This is a genomic window from Pseudoclavibacter terrae (assembly GCF_008831075.1).
GTDB lineage: Bacteria > Actinomycetota > Actinomycetes > Actinomycetales > Microbacteriaceae > Pseudoclavibacter > Pseudoclavibacter terrae.
In genome coordinates this window covers 126061-142969 of sequence record NZ_WBJX01000002.1, presented here as the reverse complement: position 1 = coordinate 142969, position 16909 = coordinate 126061, and the positions used below count along the sequence as shown (strand labels likewise).

13 protein-coding genes are annotated in these 16909 nt (G+C 69.6%); 5 read left to right on the top strand and 8 right to left on the bottom strand.

The annotated features are described in order from the left end of the window. The first annotated feature begins 52 nt into the window (after positions 1–52). Positions 53–1876, top strand: coding sequence for a BCCT family transporter (locus F8O03_RS06880; RefSeq protein ID WP_151423228.1), 1824 nt, complete (start codon positions 53–55; stop codon positions 1874–1876). 219 nt (positions 1877–2095) lie between these two features. Here the strand turns inward: F8O03_RS06880 and F8O03_RS06875 are convergent, their stop codons facing one another. Then, positions 2096–3835, bottom strand: a complete 1740-nt coding sequence (locus F8O03_RS06875) for an FAD-binding protein (protein ID WP_151423227.1) — start codon at positions 3833–3835, stop codon at positions 2096–2098. Between the two features lie 71 nt (positions 3836–3906). On the opposite strand from F8O03_RS06875, the gene F8O03_RS06870 reads away from it, so the two are divergent. Then, the gene (locus tag F8O03_RS06870; RefSeq protein ID WP_151423226.1) at positions 3907–4839 is read left to right on the top strand and encodes a LysR family transcriptional regulator; all 933 of its coding nucleotides are present in this window, start codon (positions 3907–3909) and stop codon (positions 4837–4839) included. 19 nt (positions 4840–4858) lie between these two features. Here F8O03_RS06870 and F8O03_RS06865 read toward each other — a convergent pair whose 3' ends face one another. The 3 genes from F8O03_RS06865 to F8O03_RS06855 are packed head-to-tail and all read right to left on the bottom strand — an operon-like array spanning position 4859 to position 8074. Continuing rightward, complete coding sequence (locus F8O03_RS06865) at positions 4859–6403, bottom strand: tripartite tricarboxylate transporter permease (RefSeq protein ID WP_151423225.1); 1545 nt, start codon at positions 6401–6403, stop codon at positions 4859–4861. Position 6404: 1 nt separating this feature from the next. Continuing rightward, positions 6405–7034 (bottom strand): tripartite tricarboxylate transporter TctB family protein, encoded by a 630-nt coding sequence (locus F8O03_RS06860; RefSeq protein ID WP_151423224.1) that lies wholly within the window; start codon positions 7032–7034, stop codon positions 6405–6407. Then, the gene (locus F8O03_RS06855; RefSeq protein WP_151423223.1) at positions 7031–8074 is read right to left on the bottom strand and encodes a tripartite tricarboxylate transporter substrate binding protein; all 1044 of its coding nucleotides are present in this window, start codon (positions 8072–8074) and stop codon (positions 7031–7033) included. Before F8O03_RS06855 ends, F8O03_RS06860 begins: the two co-directional genes overlap by 4 nt. A gap of 185 nt (positions 8075–8259) precedes the next feature. On the opposite strand from F8O03_RS06855, the gene F8O03_RS06850 reads away from it, so the two are divergent. Both F8O03_RS06850 and F8O03_RS06845 read left to right on the top strand, forming a co-directional pair. Next, positions 8260–9546 (top strand): sensor histidine kinase, encoded by a 1287-nt coding sequence (locus tag F8O03_RS06850; RefSeq protein WP_151423222.1) that lies wholly within the window; start codon positions 8260–8262, stop codon positions 9544–9546. Between the two features lie 40 nt (positions 9547–9586). Beyond that, positions 9587–10369 carry a response regulator gene (locus F8O03_RS06845; protein WP_151423221.1) on the top strand — a complete coding sequence of 261 codons (783 nt, stop codon included), beginning with the start codon at positions 9587–9589 and terminating at the stop codon, positions 10367–10369. Between the two features lie 32 nt (positions 10370–10401). Here F8O03_RS06845 and F8O03_RS06840 read toward each other — a convergent pair whose 3' ends face one another. Next, positions 10402–12564: a cell wall-binding repeat-containing protein gene (locus tag F8O03_RS06840; protein ID WP_151423220.1), complete on the bottom strand. Its 2163-nt coding sequence runs from the start codon at positions 12562–12564 to the stop codon at positions 10402–10404. A 133-nt stretch (positions 12565–12697) separates the two neighbouring features. On the opposite strand from F8O03_RS06840, the gene F8O03_RS06835 reads away from it, so the two are divergent. Continuing rightward, a complete protein-coding gene (locus tag F8O03_RS06835) occupies positions 12698–13552 on the top strand; it encodes an alpha/beta fold hydrolase (RefSeq protein ID WP_151423219.1) in 855 nt (284 codons plus the stop codon). A 143-nt stretch (positions 13553–13695) separates the two neighbouring features. On the opposite strand, the gene F8O03_RS06830 is transcribed toward F8O03_RS06835, so the two are convergent. The 3 genes from F8O03_RS06830 to F8O03_RS06820 form a co-directional block, all read right to left on the bottom strand. Continuing rightward, on the bottom strand, positions 13696–14103 hold the full coding sequence (locus tag F8O03_RS06830; RefSeq protein WP_208851815.1) for a DUF5684 domain-containing protein: 408 nt from the start codon (positions 14101–14103) through the stop codon (positions 13696–13698). 95 nt (positions 14104–14198) lie between these two features. After that, positions 14199–15119: a hypothetical protein gene (locus tag F8O03_RS06825; RefSeq protein WP_151423218.1), complete on the bottom strand. Its 921-nt coding sequence runs from the start codon at positions 15117–15119 to the stop codon at positions 14199–14201. Then, the gene (locus tag F8O03_RS06820) at positions 15116–16804 is read right to left on the bottom strand and encodes an ABC-F family ATP-binding cassette domain-containing protein (RefSeq protein WP_151423217.1); all 1689 of its coding nucleotides are present in this window, start codon (positions 16802–16804) and stop codon (positions 15116–15118) included. Before F8O03_RS06820 ends, F8O03_RS06825 begins: the two co-directional genes overlap by 4 nt. Between the last annotated feature and the right edge of the window lie 105 nt (positions 16805–16909).

The following is a 16909-nucleotide window of genomic DNA, read 5'->3' as shown; positions in this document are numbered from 1 at the left end:
GCGCGGCCACCTGCCCACCTGGGCCATGCCACATCACGAAGTGGAGCAACACATGAACTCTCGACGCACCTCCAGCAAGGAACGGTGGTCGGGGCGCGGACCCGGCTTCTCGGATTACGCGGATCCCAGCGACCAGGACGACCCGCAGTTCGCGGGTCACGGCCTCGAACCGCTGGGCGCCCCGAGCCGCGCGCAAGCGGCCGCGGACGCGCTCCGCCACCGGCCAGGCGTCGTCTTCTGGTCGTCGATCGCCCTCATCCTGGCGTTCGTCTCCTGGGCCGCGATCTCCCCTGACACCCTCAACGGCTCCATGACCGCCGCCATCAACTGGGCCTCAGCCACGGTCGGCTGGTCGTACCTCCTCGTCACCATGGGCTGCATCGGGCTCCTGGTCTACCTGGCCTGCAGCCGCTTCGGGCGCATCCGCCTCGGCGCGGACACGGACCGCCCCGAGTTCAGCACGTGGGCGTGGCTCGCGATGATCCTCTCCGCCGTCATGGGCGTGGGCCTCATCAGCTACGGCGTCGCAGAACCCATCTCGCACTTCGTGACGCCCCCGCACGGGCTCGCCGAGTCCGGCACGGTCGAGGCCGCCGTCGTCGCGATGCAGTTCTCCTACTTCGACTGGGGCCCCCACGCGTGGGCCGTGTTCGGGGTATTCGGCGTCGCGATCGCCTACTCGACGCACCGCAAGGGCAACACGGGGCTCGTCTCCCCCATGCTGCGGCCGATCTTCGGCGACCGCGTCGACGGGGTGCTCGGCAACGTCATCGACGTGTTCGCCATCATCGCGACGCTCTTCGGCACGACGACCTCGCTCGGGCTCGGCGCCTCCCAGATCACGGAGGGCCTCAACCGAGTGATGGGCCTGCCGACGGACACGTTCGTCCAGATCCTCGTCATCGCCGTGATCACCATCATCTTCACGCTCTCGGCCCTCTCCGGCGTGAACCGCGGCATCAAGTACATCTCCCAGGCGACGATGCTGGCCTCGGTCGCGCTCGGCATCTTCGTGTTCTTCGTCGGGCCCACGAACTTCATCACGAACCTCTTCGTGCGCTCCACCGGGGCCTACGTGAGCAACTTCTTCGAGATGAGCCTCACCACGCCGCTCACCGCGGACGACGGGCAGTGGATGCAGTGGTGGACCTATTTCATGATGGCCTGGTGGCTGAGCTGGGGTGCGTTCGTCGGCGTCTTCCTCGCGAAGATCTCACGCGGGCGCACCATCCGCCAGTTCGTGCTCGGCGTCATGGTCGTGCCGAGCCTCGTGTTCTTCGGCTGGTTCACGATCTTCGGCGGTTCCGCGATCAAGTTCGACCTCGACGGCGACGGCAGCATCGGGACCGCAGCCACTGCCGACGTGAACTCGGCCTTCTTCGAGATGCTCTCGAACCTGCCGCTCGTGGAGATCACCTCGGTGATCGCGATCGTCCTCGTCGTCCTGTTCTTCATCTCAGGCGCCGACGCGAACACGTTCGTGCTGAGCATGCTCTCGTCTCGAGGTGCGCTCGAACCGGCCAAGCCGGTGCTCACCGTGTGGGGCCTCCTCACGGGCCTCTGCGCGTCGCTGCTGCTCCTCACGGGCGGGCTCGCGGCGCTGCAGCAGGCAGCGATGCTGTCGGCGCTGCCGTTCACGATCATCGTCGCGCTGCTCGGAGTCTCCCTCATCCTGCAGCTGCGCGAGGACCCGCACTTCGACTACACGAAGGACGTGCGCCGCGAGGATCTGCGCACGGGCGTCCTGCGCCTCCCAGTGCACGGCCCCGCGCGGAAGCCCGCGGCGTCGTCGACGACGCTCGACGCCGATCCGCAGCCGGAGCCGGAGCCGGAGCAGGAGCCGGAGCAGGAGCAGCCGACCCCAGCCGGCCGCTGATCCGCAGCCGGGGCGTGTGCACGGCCTCGGCCGATGCGCACGCCCCGACGTCGCCGGATTCGAGCTGCGTCGCAGGATTCGAGCTGCAGAGGCGGCGCGCGCTCCCGCCCTGGATGGCGGTCAGCCCGATCCCGGCAGACCACGAGTGCGTGCTCGAGCAGGATCGGGCTGGATCGCCGAGCAGGATCGGGCTGGATCGTCGAGCGGGATCTGCGCTCGCTATTCGACGAGCTTGCCCTCGACGGAGACCTCGCCGATGAGCTCGGCGATCTCGGCGGGCACTGGTGGGATCTCCTCGCGCGTGATGCCGCCGTTCGGCGACCACACGAGGTTCACCTGCATGGCCGGGTCGAGCTCCGGGAAGTCGCTGCGGTTGTGGCAGCCGCGCGTCTCGCGGCGCTCGAGGGCAGCCTCCAGCGTGGCGCGTGCGGCGAGCGCCGACGACTTGAGGTCGAAGGCGTGCGCGAGGTCCTGGAAGCCCGCGATGTCCGGGTGGATGCCGACGTCCTCCATGCGCGACTCGATGACGTCCAGCGCCGCGATGCCCGCCTTCAGCCCGTCCTCGTCGCGCACGACGCCCGCGTACTCCGTCATCGTGTCGCGGATGGCGCGCTGCAGGGCGCGCACGTTCTCGCGTCCGTCGGCCGAAAGCAGGTCGTTGATCTCGCCGCGCGCCTGCGCGACGGCGGCTGCCGAGCGGCGCTGCGCATCCAGTCCCCCGGAGTGGGCGACGGCTGCCTGGCCGACGATGCGGCCGAACACGAGCAGCTCGATGAGCGAGTTGCCGCCGAGGCGGTTCGCGCCGTGCAGTCCGCTGGAGGCCTCGCCGATGGCGTAGAGGCCGTCGACGTCGGTGCTGTGGTCGTCGGGTCGCACCCAGACGCCGCCCATCGAGTAGTGCGCGGTCGGGGCGATCTCGATCGGCTTCTCCGTGATGTCGAGCATCTGCAGCTCCAGCATCTGCTGGTAGATGCGAGGGAGGCGGTTCATGATGGTCTCGCGGGGCAGGTGCGACACGTCGAGCCAGACGCCGCCGTTCGCGGTGCCGCGCCCCTCCTTGATCTCCGTGTACGCGGCGAGCGCCACGCGGTCGCGGGTCGAGAGCTCCATGCGCTCGGGGTCGTAGCGCTCCATGAAGCGCTCCCCGAGGCCGTTGGTGAGGATGCCGCCCTCGCCGCGGGCGGCCTCGGAGACGAGGGTTCCGGCCGCGTTCTCTGGCTCGATGATGCCGGACGGGTGGAACTGCACGAGCTCCGGGTCGCGGAGTCGCCCGCCGGCCTCGACGGCGAGGCGGAACGAGTCGCCCGTGTTCTCGTCGCGGCGGGAGGAGGTGCGTCGCCAGATGCGGTTGTGGCCGCCCGCGGCGAGGATCACGGAGTCGGCGTGGATGAGGTACCGGGTTCCGTCGTTGATGTCGAAGCCGTAGGCGCCGAAGACGACGTTGTCGCTCACGAGGATGCGCGTGATGTAGACGGTGTCGAGGATCGGGATGTCGAGCTGCTCGCTGCGGGCGACGAGGGAGCGCTGGATCTCGAGTCCGGTGTAGTCGCCGGCGAAGGCGGTGCGGCGGAACTTGTGGGCGCCGAAGAAGCGCTGCGAGATGCGTCCGTCGCCCTCGCGTTGGAAGCCCATGCCGTAGCGCTCGAGGTCGCGGATGCCCTGCTCGGCGCCGCGGGTCACGATTTCGACGGTGTGCGGGTTGGCGAGCCAGTAGCTTTCCTTGATGGTGTCGGCGGCGTGCTGCTGCCAGCTGTCCTCCTCGTCCATGGTTCCGAGCGCGGCGTTGATGCCGCCCGCGGCGAGGGACGTGTGCGCGTCATGCTTGGGGCGCTTGCCGACGGCGAGCACGTCGACGCCCTGCTCGGCGACTTCGATGGCGGCGCGCAGGCCGGAACCGCCGGTTCCGATGACCAGCACGGTGGTGGAGATCTGGCGTTCGATGGACTTGGTCGCTGTCATGTCAGCAACGGTAGAGAGCCCGGCGTGATTACTCCAATGCATAGTGCTGTTCGTGGTGATGCGCGTAGGCTATGGCCATGAACTTGGACCAGTTGCGGAGTTTCGTCGAAGTCGCCTCGCAGGGGCATTTCACGCGGGCGGCCGAGGCGCTGCACCTCGCGCAGCCCTCCCTGAGTCGACAGATCTCGACCCTCGAGCAGGACCTCGGGGCGCCGCTCTTCAACCGCACGCCAGGCCGGGTCGCGCTCACCGACGCCGGCGAATCCCTCCTCCCGCTCGCGCGGCGCATGCTCGCCGACGCCGACTCGGTGCGCCGCGAGATGGCGGAGCTCGCCGACCTGCAGCGCGGCACGGTGCGCCTCGGGGCGACCCCGTCGCTCTGCGTCAGCCTTGTCGCGGATGCGCTGCAGTCGTTCCACGCGTCGCACCCCGGCATCGAGCTGCACGTCTCGGAGAGCGGCTCGCAGGGGCTCATCGAGCAGCTCGCGGAAGGCGCACTCGACCTGGCGCTCATCACGACCCCCGAGTCCCGGCAGACGCCGCGCGCGACGCTCTCGAGGGTTCCTCTGCTCAACGAGGAGCTGCTCGTCGTCTCCGCGGCGCAGGGCACGGCCGCGCTCGACTCCCCCACGCTCACGCTCACGGAGCTCGCCGCCAAGCCGCAGGTCGTCTTCCATCGCGGCTACGACCTCCGCGCGACCACGGAGGCCGCCTACGTCGAGGCTGGCCTGCAGCCGAACGTGATCGTGGAGGGCCCCGAGATGGATGCGGTGCTCCGGTTCGTGGAGCTGGGCCTCGGCGTGGCGGTCGTGCCGGCCATGGTGCTGCGTGGGCGGCAGGGCTTCCGCTCGGCCCGCCTCACCGACTCGAACCTGCAGCGCACCGTGAGCCTCGCGCACCGGAGCGACGTGCCCCTCTCACGCGCCGCACGCGCCATGGCGGCGACGATCGAATCGATCGCCGCCGCCATGGTCGGCCAGACGCCGGGAACCAGCAGCGTCTGAACCCTCGCGTCCCTGACAGCTATCGTGCTGAGGAGCTCACGAGCTCCTCTTCCTTCTGCTCCTGCTTCGCACGCTTGCGAGCCACCAGGCGGCCGCGCACGGTGAAGGCGAGCACCAGCGCCAGGAGGGTGTAGAGCGCGATCGCGATCGGCCCCTGCACCAGCACGGAGAAGTCGCCGTTGGCGCTCATCGCCGCATCCCGCAGGCTCGTCTCGGCCAGCGGGCCGAGGACCATGCCGATGATGAGCGGTGCGATCGGGAAGTCGAGAGCCCGCATCAGGAAGCCCAGCAGGCCGACCCCGAGCAGCATGAGCAGGTCGAACGTCGAACCCGACGTGGCGTAGATGCCGAGCGCGCAGAAGATCGTGATGCCCGCGTACAGGTAGGGGCGAGGGATCAGGAGCAGCTTCGCCCACAGCATCGCGAACGGCAGGTTCAGGACGAGCAGCACCACCATGGCGATGAAGAAGCTCGCGAGCAGCGCCCAGACCAGCTCGGGGGCGCGGTCGAAGAGCAGCGGGCCCGGCTGCAGGCCGTACTGGCGGAACGCGGCGAGCATGATCGCCGCCGTCGCCGAGATGGGGAGGCCGAGCGCCAGGAGCGCACCCATCGCCATGCCCGTCGTCGCGTTGCCAGCCGCCTCCGGGGCTGCGAGGCCCCTGATCGCGCCCTTGCCGAACTGCGGGTCCTTGCGGCGCGCATCCAGTCGCTTCTCCAAGCCGAAGGCGAGGAACGTGGGGATCTCGGAGCCACCGGCCGGCACCACACCGAACGGAAGACCGATGACGGTGCCACGCAGCCAGGCCGGCGTGGCCTCCTTGAATTCCTTGCGGCTCAGCCACGGGCGACCCTTCGGTCGGATCAGGCCCTTGTCGCTGACGTGCCGCTCGAGGCAGGCGACGTAGATGACCTCACCGAGCGCGAGGACCGCGACCGTCACGGTCACCAGCGAGATGCCGTCGAACAGCTGCGGGGAGTCCATCGTGAAGCGCGGGGCGCCGGAGACGCCGTCGATGCCGATGACCGCGATGCCGAGGCCGATGAACAGGGCCGTGAGCCCCTTGACGACGTTGTCGGTGACCACGGTGGAGGTCGCCGCGAACGCGAACACTGCGAGGGCGAAGAACTCCGCCGGCCCGAAGCTGCTGGAGAAGTCGGCAAGCGCAGGGGCCAGGAAGACCACCACGATCGAGGCGACGAAGCCACCGATGAATGCGCCGATGGCAGCCGTCGCGAGCGCCTGAGCGGCTCGGCCGTTCAGCGCCATCTTGTGCCCCTCGAACGTGGAGGCGATGGCTGACGCCTGGCCTGGCGTGTTCATCAGGATGCCCATGGTCGAGTCGCCGAAGAGGCCGCCGAAGTAGACGCCGGCGAACATGATGAACGCGGCCGTCGGCTCGAGCGAGAACGTGACGGGCAGCAGGAGGGCGACCGCCATCGAGGACCCGAGGCCCGGCAGGACGCCGACGGCGGTGCCGAGGAGGCAGCCGACGAAGACCCACACGAGGTTCTGCCAGGTGAGGGCACCGGCGAACCCCTCCATGAGGAGTTGGAGCGTTTCCATGTCAGATACCTCCGAGGATGCCGGACGGGAGCGACATGCCGAGTGCCATGTCGAAGGCGATGTAGGCGAGCGAGCTGAGCGTGAAGCCCACGACGAGGCTCGCCACTGGCTTCGTCGAGCCGAAGCCGCGGGCCACGCACCAGAAGAGGAGGGCGGCTGCGATGACCCAGCCGAGCACGTCGAGCGTCAGCGAGAACACCAGGAAGGAGCCGACGACCCAGGCGAACGATTTCACGTCGACGCGCACCTTGCGGGGGGCGTCTGCTGCGCCCGCCGCGGCAAGCGCCTCGTCGTCGGCCAGTGCGCGGGCGAGGAGCTCCTCCTCGGTCATCGTCGACGGAGTGGCCGTGGTCGCGCGCATCTCCCGGACGGCACCGACGGCGAGCAGCACCGCGAAGAGGTACAGGCCGGCGGCGATGAGGCCGGGGAAGAACTGCGGCCCAGGGAAGTCGGCCCCCTCTGGCACCTTCATCGTGAAGATGCCGAAGACGAGGTAGGTGGCGAAGGCTGCGATGACGAGCGGCATCGTCAGTCCCTTGAGGAGGGTGGCCGTCTTGCTTGGGCCGGCGGCGAAGGTCAGGTCTCCGCCGATGACCGCCGACGCGGCCGTCGGGTTCGCGTGGTGCGTCATTGTCCCATCTCCTCGTAGAGCTCCTTGATGCGCAGTTCCTCGTCAGCGAGGAAGGTGTCGAGCTCGTCGCCGGTGATGAGGCGCTCGTTCCAGTGGTACCTGTCGATGGCGTCCTGCCACTCGGGTGTCTGGGTCGTCTCGACCACGAGTTCGGCGAGGGCGTCCGTCTGCTCCTCGGTCAAGCCGGAGGGAGCGTGGATCGAGCGCCAGTTCGTGAGCGAGATGTCGTAGCCCTGCTCGGCGGCCGTCGGAATGTCGACGCCTTCGATGGGCTCCTTCGCCACGACCGCGAGGGCGCGCAGCCTGCCGGCCTCGATCTGGTCGATATTGTCCGCGTAGCCTCCTGCCGCGGCCTGCGCCGTTCCGTTGAGGAGCGCCTGGATGGCCTCGCCGCCGCCGTCAGATGAGATGTAGGTGGTGTCGACGGGCTCGATGCCTGCGCTCAGCGCGAGGTCGGTCACCACGAGCTGGTCGAACGAGCCGCCGCCCGTCCAGGGGATGGACTTCGGGTCGGCCTTCCATGCCGTCGCGAGGTCCTCGAGGGTCTCGTACGGGGAGTCGGCTGGGACGACGATGACGTCGTACTCCTCGACCAGCACCGCGAGCGGCGTGACATCTTCGAGCTTCGCCGCGGAGTCGTACTGGATGGTGGCGGCCAGCAGGCCGGTCCCACCGACGAGGAGGTTGTTGGGTTCACCGTCCAGCACAGCAACATTGCCGAGCGCAATCGTTCCGCCGGCCCCTGGCATGTTGACCACCTGCACGTTGTTGACGAGCCCGTTGGCCTTCTGCGCCTGCTGCAGTTCGCGGGCGACGGTGTCCCATCCACCACCGGCAGCCGCCGGGGCGATGATCGTCATCGACGCGTTGATGTCCTGACCCGCCGCGGCGGAGGTGATCGAGCCGAAGCTCGCGACGGCGATCGACGCGGCGGCGACGACCCCGCCGATGACGCGGCCGACGACGCGCCTGCCGCCGGACTTGGCCTGCCTGCCCGGTTCGTCCGGTGCCGCCGGCTCGTTCGTTTCTCGGATCATCATCGCTCCATTCGCGCGGACATCGTTGTCTCCGCAATATCGCCCTAGGATTGCATCGCGCTCCAACGCGGGGAGCTCCACGAGGAGTTGTGCTCATAAGTGCTCGTGAGCCGCGGTGCGAAGAGGCATCGCCTGGGGGTGGTCGAGGCGCAGCACGGAGCCCTGGGGCGCGGGAGGTGAGGATGACGATGCCGTTCAAGCTCAGCCAGCGGGCCGTGCGCCTCGGGATGCTCGTGGTGCCGAGTCTCATCACGCTCGCCTCCGTCTCGATCACGGCCGTGATCGCCTTCTCGGCGCAGGAGCGAGAGCTGCGCGAGACGACCGCCGAGCGCGTGCAGGAGGTCGCGTCGAGCCTCGCGGAGCTGGACGAGGTGCGGGACGGGCTCGAAGCCGTGGCGAACGCGGGCACCACGTCGGCGCTCGCGAACGCGGACGACCTCGCCGGGGCCACCGATGACCTGCAGCCGCTCGCCCACCTCGTGGAGAACGCGACGGGCGTCTACTACGTCGTCGTCACCGATGACGAGGGCGTGCGCATCACGCATCCGGACCCCGCCGAACGCGGCGTGCAGGTCTCCACGGCCAACGCGTCCGTGCTCGCCGGGGAGCCGTATCTCGGGACGCAGGAAGGTGCATCCGGCCCTTCGTTGCGCGCGAAGGTCCCGGTGTTCGGGGACGACGGCACCATCGTCGGCATGGTCGCCGTCGGCGTCCTCGAGTCGAGCATCTCCGCGGAGAGCGCCGAGGCCCTCGGGGAGCTCCTCCCCTGGACGATCAGCGCGCTCGTCCTCGGCACGCTCGCCAGCTCGGCCCTCGCCTTCGCCGTCGAGCGCCGCTTCCGCCGACTCGACGCGCTCGCCGCCGAGCACGCGCAGATGCAACGGACCACAACCGCCCTCCGGGAGCAGTCTCACGAGTTCAGCACCCGCATGCACGTGGTCCACGGCCTGGTCTCGAGAGGCGACACCCAGGACGCGCTCGAGTACATCGACGAGGTCGTGCCGGTTCGCACGGCAGGGGCCGGTGCCCCCGACAGCACCGACGCGAGCATCCACCAGCCCCTCCTCGACGCCACGACACAGGCGGTGCGGGCTGAGCTGCACGAGCTGGGAGCGCACGCGAGCTTCGATCTTGACCTCGACGAGGACATCGACGACGGGGTCGTGACCGTCATCGCGAACCTCTGCCGGAACGCGGGCGAGGCAGGCGCATCCCAGGTGCGCTGCACGCTTCGCGAGAGCGGCAACCGCATCTTCGGGCTCGTCGACGACGACGGTCCAGGTCTGGACGCCGAAGCGAGCGGCCGCATCTTCGCTCCCGGGTTCTCGTCCAAGGCGGACCCCACGGGGCTCGGGCGGGGCATCGGCCTCGAACTCGTGCGCCGCACGGTCACCTCGCGCGGTGGCACCATCGAAGTCGGGCCGTCACGACTCGGCGGAACGCGCTTCAGCTTCGAGATCGAGCGGCCGGCGTGACCGCGATCGAAGCGGAAGCAGCCATGAGGAGAGGAGCGCGATGAGTCACAGCACCGAAGAGAGCGTGCGTCCGGCTGCGACCCCGATCCGGGTACTCGTCGTCGACGACGATCGCGGGGCTCGGGCGCTGCACAGCGGGTTCGTCGCCGAGACACCCGGGTTCTCGCTCGCCGGCACCGCCAGCACGGGTGAAGCTGCACTCGCGCAGAGCATGAACGGGGTCGACCTCATACTGCTGGACATGCGCCTCCCCGACATCAGTGGCGTCGAGGTGCTGCACCGGCTCAGGACCCTCGGAGCGAGGGTGCCGGACGTGCTGGTGATCAGCTCGTCCCGCGACCAGACCACGGTGAGACAGGCCCTCGCGGCGCACGTCGTCGGCTACCTCATCAAGCCGTTCACCCAGGCGGCCCTCCAGGAGCGACTCGACCTCTACAGCGCCGAGCGTCGAGCGAGCTCCGAGAGCGACCGAGAACGACCACTCGCCCAGGGCGAGATCGACCGGCTGCTGGCCACCGGGAGCATCCGCCAGCACGCCTCGCCGCGGAGCCACTCGAGCGCGGGCCGGACCGGGGCCCCGCCGCCGGCCAGCCTCCCGAAGGGGCTAGCCCAGGTCACGCTCGAGCGGGTCGTCGCGGCGCTCGACCCGGTGATCCCCGCGACGGCGCTCGACGTGGCAGAGGCGTGCGACATCTCCCGTGCGACGGCGAGACGCTACCTCGACCACCTCGTGGAGACGGGCGTGATCGATCTCGCGCACCGGTACGGCAAGCGCGGGCGGCCGCAGGTGCTCTACCGGTTGTCTCCCTCCCCCGAGCGCTGACCGGCGGCCACGGGGAACGTGCTGCGCGTCTCCTACGTGCAGCGCTTCGTGTGGATGTCGGAGACGAGGTCGGTGGTCGTGCCGATGATGCTGTAGTTCGCGCCCGGGTACTTCGCGGTGACGGCGCTCGCCTCCGCGGGGACGCAGGTCTGCTTGGCGAGCACCAGTGGATACCCGGTGCGCGCTGTGACGAGGAGGGCCACGGCGATGTCGGCGGCGCTCCCGGAGTTCGCGAGCGTGAAGCCCTTGGGGCGGATGCTTCCGGCGTCGAAATCCCTCAGCAGCGCCGCGTTGACGCCGAAGGCGTCCGAGGAGTTGACCCGAGTCGTCGCCGCGACCTTGGCCTTCACCTCGCCGAAGACGGTGGCTGAGATCGACGTCGCCGTGCCGATGACACGGGCCGAGGTGACCTTCCCGGTCGCGAAGTAGGCCTTGAAGTTGGCGCTGGTCTGCGTCGGGCCGGTCAGGAGCAGCGGCGCCTTAGCGAGGGCGGCCCTCCCGGCGGCGTTGGCGATGTCCGTCGCCATGCCGCTGTTGGCGATGTACACGCTGGGATCGTTCGGGAAGAACCGCTTCGCCACCGCCAGGGCGGTCTCGGACTTGTCGGCGGCCGCGACGACCTCGAGCCTCGGCGTGAGCTTCCCGAGCGCGGTCTTCTGCGCCTCGGAGATCTGCCCGATGACGAAGATCGCCGAGGGCTTCAGTCTCGTCAGCTCCGCGGAGACGTTGGCGGGCAGGGCGTTGGGTTTCGTCAGCAGCATGCTGCCGCCGATCTTCGCGGCGACCGGGGCCGCGAGCAGCGCATCCACTCCCCCATCTCCGCTGGCGATGACGAGCTTGCTGCCCACCGTGTTGAACTTGCCGGACGCGGTGACGGCGTTCGCGTACGTGTCGGTCGAGCCGATGCGCTCGGCGACCCCGGGCTGCGCGGTCGGCGTCGGCGTGGCTGTCGGGTTCGGGGTGGGCGTGGGGGTCTGTGTGGGCGTGGGGGTCTGTGTGGGGGCGCCGAACTGCGGAAGCTTCGTGCTCGAGGTGATCTCTCCCCACTTGGTGAGGGTCCACGGGATCTTGTTGATCAGGTCGACGTTGCCGTGCTTGTTGTGCACGATGCCGCCAGGCAGGTACGGGTTGGGCTTGCCCTGGGCGGTGAAGGTCACGGGATGCTGCAGGTTGAGCGCCATGGTCCAGTAGTTCTGGTCGGTGACGATGCCCCCGTACTCCTGCAGGTTCTTGACGACGACCTTCTCGAAGCTGGAGAGGCCGAGGGCCGCGATCTTCGCGTTGGTCGCGGCGTCGTTCGGGATCCAGAACCGCTGACCCATCTTCGGCGCGTGCGCTTCGCTCAGCTTCCCGTCCGTCTGATACGCGGGCCACATCGAGGCCCCCGCGCGGGTGGATGGGAAGGTCCAGCTGGTGATGTGGTCGATCGAACCGGCCGCGATCTCCTCGGCGCCTGCCATGAGGAACTCGTTCATGACGCCGCCCACGGAGCTCGTGCCGCGCTCCGTCTTGAGCCACTCGTTCTGGTCGAACCAGTTCGTGGACTTCGGCGAGTTGAGGGTCGTGAGGTAGCCGCCGCCCATGAGCCAGGATCCGTCGGTCTGCTTGTCGGCGACGTAGTAGCCGCGCACGATGCCCGTCGCGATGTCGACGACCGTCATCGACTTGTCCCCTCCGGGCAGCGGTCCGCCCGGTTCGGCGTGCGCCGGGATGACGACCTTGCCGTAGTTCTTCGCTGTCGTCGCGAACGGCGTGATCTGGAACCCGTAGGTGCCACCGGTGGCCGAGGCCGTCGCCTTCCCCTCCATCACGGGGTGGATGTCCGGGTAGAGCGCGTAGTCCCGCATCTTGACGGTCACCCAGTTGGCGTCGGCTCTCGAGCTGTCGACCGTGTAGATGGGGATGGTGAAGTTCTCGCGGTTGGTCGAGGTCTTCAGCCGTCCCTTCCAGTAGTCGCTGAGGTAGCGGTCGGGCAGGGTGTCGACCATGGCCGCGGTCTGGGCGGAGAGCGACGAGACCGGCGCCCCCTGGGGTGTGGTGGTCGCGTAGCTGCCCTTGGCGACGTAGTTCGCGGGCGACATGACGTCCTGGTTCACGACCCCGAAGGATGCGGCCTGAGCGGGCGCGGTTCCGAGGAACGTGAGGGCCGAGGCCGAGAGCAGAAGGGCGACGAAGAGGGAGAACGCCTTTTTCATGGTCACATCCGGGTTGTGTGATCGAGCGGTGGTCCCCCCAGGGTGAATCGTAGGGTGATTTCTGGAGAAACCGACGTGTTGCTTGCAAAATCACGTGACACGGGACCCGCGGCGGCGCAATAGCCTTGCGTCTATGGGCGAGCTCGATGGACACCTCGATGTCGGCGGATGCACGCTCCGCTTCTCCGACGCCGGTCGCGGCCCGACGGCGGACGCGGCGAACGCGGCCGACACAGCCGGCGCAGCGGGCGCAGCGGGCGCAGCGGGCGCGAGAGCGGTTGTGCTCCTGCACGGGGCTGGCGCTGACCACACGATGTTCGAGAAGCAGGCGGCCGCCCTCGGTGGTGCCGGCCTTCGGGTCGTGCTCGTCGATCTGCGGGCGCATGGGCTCTCGCGGCCCTCTGCGATCCCGCTGGCCCCCGAGCTGCTCGCGAGTGACATCGAACGCCTCATCGACCATCTCGACCTCGGGGAGGTGTCGCTCGTCGGGCACTCGCTTGGAGGCAACCTCGCCCAGGAGCTCGTCCGCCGTGCACCCGAGCGCTATGGGAGCATCGCGGTGCTCGATGCGACTTGGAACGCGGGCCCGCTGACCGTCGGCGAACGCGCCGCGCTCCGGCTCGCGGAGCCGATGCTGCAGCTCATCCCGTCCGCCCGGCTTCCGAAGCTCATGGCGGACGCCTCGGCGACGTCGGAGCGCGCACGAGCGGCGCTGGCTCGAACGTTCGGCGCCATGTCGAAGCGCGAGTTCATCGACGTCTGGCGCGCGACGACCGAGTTCGTGCATCCCGATGCCAGCTACCGCACCCCGGTGCCGACCCTGCTGGTGCGGGGTGAACGCGACACGACCGGCAACATCGCGCGCGCCATGCCAGCGTGGGCCGCCGCAGACCAGCTCACTGAGGTGGTGGTTCCCGGCGCGGGGCACGTCGTGACGCTGGATGCGCCGGGCGAGACCGCCGACGCCCTGGTGGCCTTCCTCCGCTGAGGGGACGCCGAGGGATCCCCTCACAACGCGGCGGAAGACGCGCGAGCAGCTGCACGGCGCCGGCACCGGCACCAGCGCCACCCGCGCCGGCACCGCAACCTGCACCAGCACGTGCAGGTCAGTGGCGCACGCGCAGGCGGTGGCTACGCGGCGATGGCGCGCCCGCCGGGGCCGCGGTACTGCGATGAGCCGTAGCCGACGATGAAGTAGCCGATGAGGGAGAACAGCCACAGCAGGAAGAAGCTGAAGAGGCCGCCTCGCCCGAAGGCCTTGCCGATGCGCATCGCGACGAAGATCGAGAACACGACGTTGACGAGCGGGATGAGGTACAGCAGCACGGTAGCGCCGTGGTAGCCGGCGATCTTGACGAGGATGTAGATGTTGTAGATCGGGATGATGGCGCCCCAGCCCGGGTAGCCAGCTTTCCGGAAGACGGGCCAGAGGGCTGCGATGAGCAGGATCCAGCCGATGAAGCCGCCTGCGGTGCCGCCGGGTGAGAGCGCCTCCCACTGCCAGGAGTCCATCTGGGTGGAGTTTTCGAGCGTGAGCATTGTGTTGTCCTTGGGGTGCGTGGAGCTGTCGGGTCCCGTGGAGGGTTCGGGGAGCGCACACACGCTACCGCGAGTCGACCGCTTCCTGTGAGCTTTCAATGAGCGGCGAGCGCTGACAGCACCTCGCTCTGATGTCCGGGTGGAGGCGAGAGCCGACCGCGGGCACGGCCGACGTGCACGGCGAACGCGAGGAGACCGGCGATGGCGGCGGCGGCGAGCGCAGGGGGTGCGAGCTCCCCCGCGAGCGGAACGAGCAGCATCCTCGCCAGATCAGTCATGAGGAGCACGTCCCCGAAGGCGTTCCGAGTGCCGAGCGCGTACTGGACCGAACCGAGGACGACGGGCAGCAGCCAGACCGCGGCGAGCGATCCCGCCCAGACGGCGATGCGTCCGAGCGACGAGACGCCGAGCATCCCGAGGACGACACCGACCGCGAGGCCGGGCGTCCACCGGACGAGCTCGTTCGAGGCCAGCCCACCCCCGGCCGGGCCGACAGAGAGCATGGTCCAGACGCCGAGCCACGTGCCGATGGGGATCACGCCGAGGCACAGGCCGAGGGCCGAGATCGGCGCGGAGCGCGAGCTCGTCAGCCAGTACACCGCTTGAGATGCGCCGACGACGGCGAGCGTGCCGACGAGCATCCCGGCGAAGAAGAGGAAAGCTCGCAGGCTCCCGCTCATGGCGAGGCCTCCCGCGAGCGCGACGAAGCTCTCGAAGACGGCGAGGAGCTGGACGCCGGCCAGCCCGATGGCGGCGGCCCTGCGCACCTCGGTCGCGCGCTCCCGGAGGAGGCGGACGGCGAAGCCTGCCAGGGTCCCGCCGAGCACCAGCAGGGCGACGAGGTCGACGACGAAGTACTGGTGGATGGGCAGGAACGCGATCGGCATGTCGCCTGGCAGCGTCTCGGTCGACCACAGGTTCTGCCCGGGCAGGTTCGCACCCGTGGCGAGCCAGGGCGCCAGCCCGAAGGCCCCGGCGACGGCGCCGATGATGCTTCCGATAGCGGGGCTTCTCATCTCGTCATCCTCGCACCAGCCACCGACACGGGCGCGGACTCTCGGCCGGTGACCCGACCCTGCAGCCGCAGCTGGGGCCAGTGCTCGACGTCGCGCAGCAGCTGACGGTCGTGCGTCGACAGCACGACGGCGGCCTGCGTCGCGCCGAAGGCCTCCGTGAGCTCGTCGACGAGCGCGATCGAGAGGTGGTTGGTCGGCTCGTCAAGCAACAGCACGTGTGGCCGCGAAGCGAGGACCACTGCGAGATCCAGGCGCCGCCGCTGACCCATCGACAGGTCCCCGACTCGCTTCCCGGCCTCCCTCGGGCGCAGGAGCCCGAGGCGCGACAGGCCGACGTTGTCGCTCGCAGCGAGCACGCCAGATGCCTCGAGTCTTCCGAGATGCGCCTCGAAGAGCTCGGCCGCGCGGCGGTCAGCAGGGAGTGACGATTCCTGCGGCAGGACCCCGACCCTGGTGCCGGGCTGGACCCGCACGACCCCGGAGTCCGGGGGCAGGCTGCCGGCCAGCAGGCTCAGCAGTGTCGACTTGCCCGCGCCGTTTGGCCCCGTGATCGCCAGCCGCCCCTCCCGTGAGAGCGCCAGCGAGACGGGCTCTGCGAGACGTTCGGCGACGGAGACACGCACCGCCGTCAGCAGTTCGGCGCCCGCCCTCGCTTGGAGCTCCGGGAAGCGGAACCGCTGAGGGGGCACCGGCACCGTCACGGCGTGCGCCTCGAGCGCCTCCTGCCTGCGGTGGACGCTCTGCGTCAGGCCGGCGGCTCGGGTCGCCCGCCCGTGCTTGTCCGCTCCCTTCTCGGGCCGCCACCCCGTGACGAGCCGGTTCTGCGCGGCGCTCAAGCTGTCCTGCAGCCGGGCCTGTTCGAGCTGCTGCCGCTCGTACGCCTGCTCCCACCGCTCGCGCTCCGCGACCCGACCCTGGCGGTAGCCGTCGAACCCATCCCCGTAGACGCGCGGCAGCTCGTCCGGTGTCGGGTCCAAATCGACGATCGTCTCGGCGACGTCTGCGAGCAGGGCACGGTCGTGGCTGACGAAGACCACCCCGCCCTTGCGGGAGCGGAGCTGGGCGGTGAGGAAGTCGAGGCCGGAGCGATCGAGGTGGTTGGTGGGTTCGTCGAGGAGCAGGAAGTCGTGGTCGGCGCCCAGCAGGCAGGCGAGGCGAACTCGGTACCGCTGGCCGACCGAGAGCTCCGCGAGCAGTCGCGTCTGATCGGTCTCGGCGTCGAGGGCTTCCAGGGCGATCAGCACCCTGCGTTCGGCGTCCCACGCGTCGAGCGCTTCAGCGGTTTCGAGGGCCGCCGCGTAGCGGTCGTCAGCACCGGGTCCGCCTTCGGCGAGGGCGGCTCCGGCCAGGTCGAGTGCGGCGAGGGCCGCGACCGGCTCGGCGATGGCGTCTGCGATGGCCTGCCCCACGGTGCGGCCGTCGTCGGCGCTCATCTCCTGTTCGGCGATGCCGAGCGTCCCGACCCGGTGCACGGTGCCGCTGTCTGGGGCGAGAGTGCCGGCGAGTACGTGGAGGAGGGACGACTTGCCTCGCCCGTTCTCGCCGACGATCGCGGTCCGCGATGTCGGCGTGACCGTGAGGTCGACGGAGGTGAGGACGGGTGTCGCGCCCCGCATCAGCGAGACGTCCGAGAGGGTGAGCTGCGCGCGATGGCGCGCTGGAAGAGCGATGGGGGTGGCGTGCATGGGGGTTCCTTCGAGCAGGTGCACACAGCGCTGCCGGGCCAGGCGAAAGCTGGCCTGCGGCAGGGTGCGCAGAACGGCGACCCGGGAGGGTCAGAGCTTTCGGCC

Coding starts and splice junctions, on each gene's coding strand:
- F8O03_RS06860 (WP_151423224.1), bottom strand. CDS start 7,034: ATGACGCACCACGCGAACCCGACGGCCGCGTCGGCGGTCATCGGCGGA.
- F8O03_RS06850 (WP_151423222.1), top strand. CDS start 8,260: ATGCCGTTCAAGCTCAGCCAGCGGGCCGTGCGCCTCGGGATGCTCGTG.
- F8O03_RS06830 (WP_208851815.1), bottom strand. CDS start 14,103: ATGCTCACGCTCGAAAACTCCACCCAGATGGACTCCTGGCAGTGGGAG.
- F8O03_RS06880 (WP_151423228.1), top strand. CDS start 53: ATGAACTCTCGACGCACCTCCAGCAAGGAACGGTGGTCGGGGCGCGGA.
- F8O03_RS06835 (WP_151423219.1), top strand. CDS start 12,698: ATGGGCGAGCTCGATGGACACCTCGATGTCGGCGGATGCACGCTCCGC.
- F8O03_RS06875 (WP_151423227.1), bottom strand. CDS start 3,835: ATGACAGCGACCAAGTCCATCGAACGCCAGATCTCCACCACCGTGCTG.
- F8O03_RS06870 (WP_151423226.1), top strand. CDS start 3,907: ATGGCCATGAACTTGGACCAGTTGCGGAGTTTCGTCGAAGTCGCCTCG.
- F8O03_RS06865 (WP_151423225.1), bottom strand. CDS start 6,403: ATGGAAACGCTCCAACTCCTCATGGAGGGGTTCGCCGGTGCCCTCACC.
- F8O03_RS06845 (WP_151423221.1), top strand. CDS start 9,587: ATGAGTCACAGCACCGAAGAGAGCGTGCGTCCGGCTGCGACCCCGATC.
- F8O03_RS06825 (WP_151423218.1), bottom strand. CDS start 15,119: ATGAGAAGCCCCGCTATCGGAAGCATCATCGGCGCCGTCGCCGGGGCC.
- F8O03_RS06820 (WP_151423217.1), bottom strand. CDS start 16,804: ATGCACGCCACCCCCATCGCTCTTCCAGCGCGCCATCGCGCGCAGCTC.
- F8O03_RS06840 (WP_151423220.1), bottom strand. CDS start 12,564: ATGAAAAAGGCGTTCTCCCTCTTCGTCGCCCTTCTGCTCTCGGCCTCG.
- F8O03_RS06855 (WP_151423223.1), bottom strand. CDS start 8,074: ATGATGATCCGAGAAACGAACGAGCCGGCGGCACCGGACGAACCGGGC.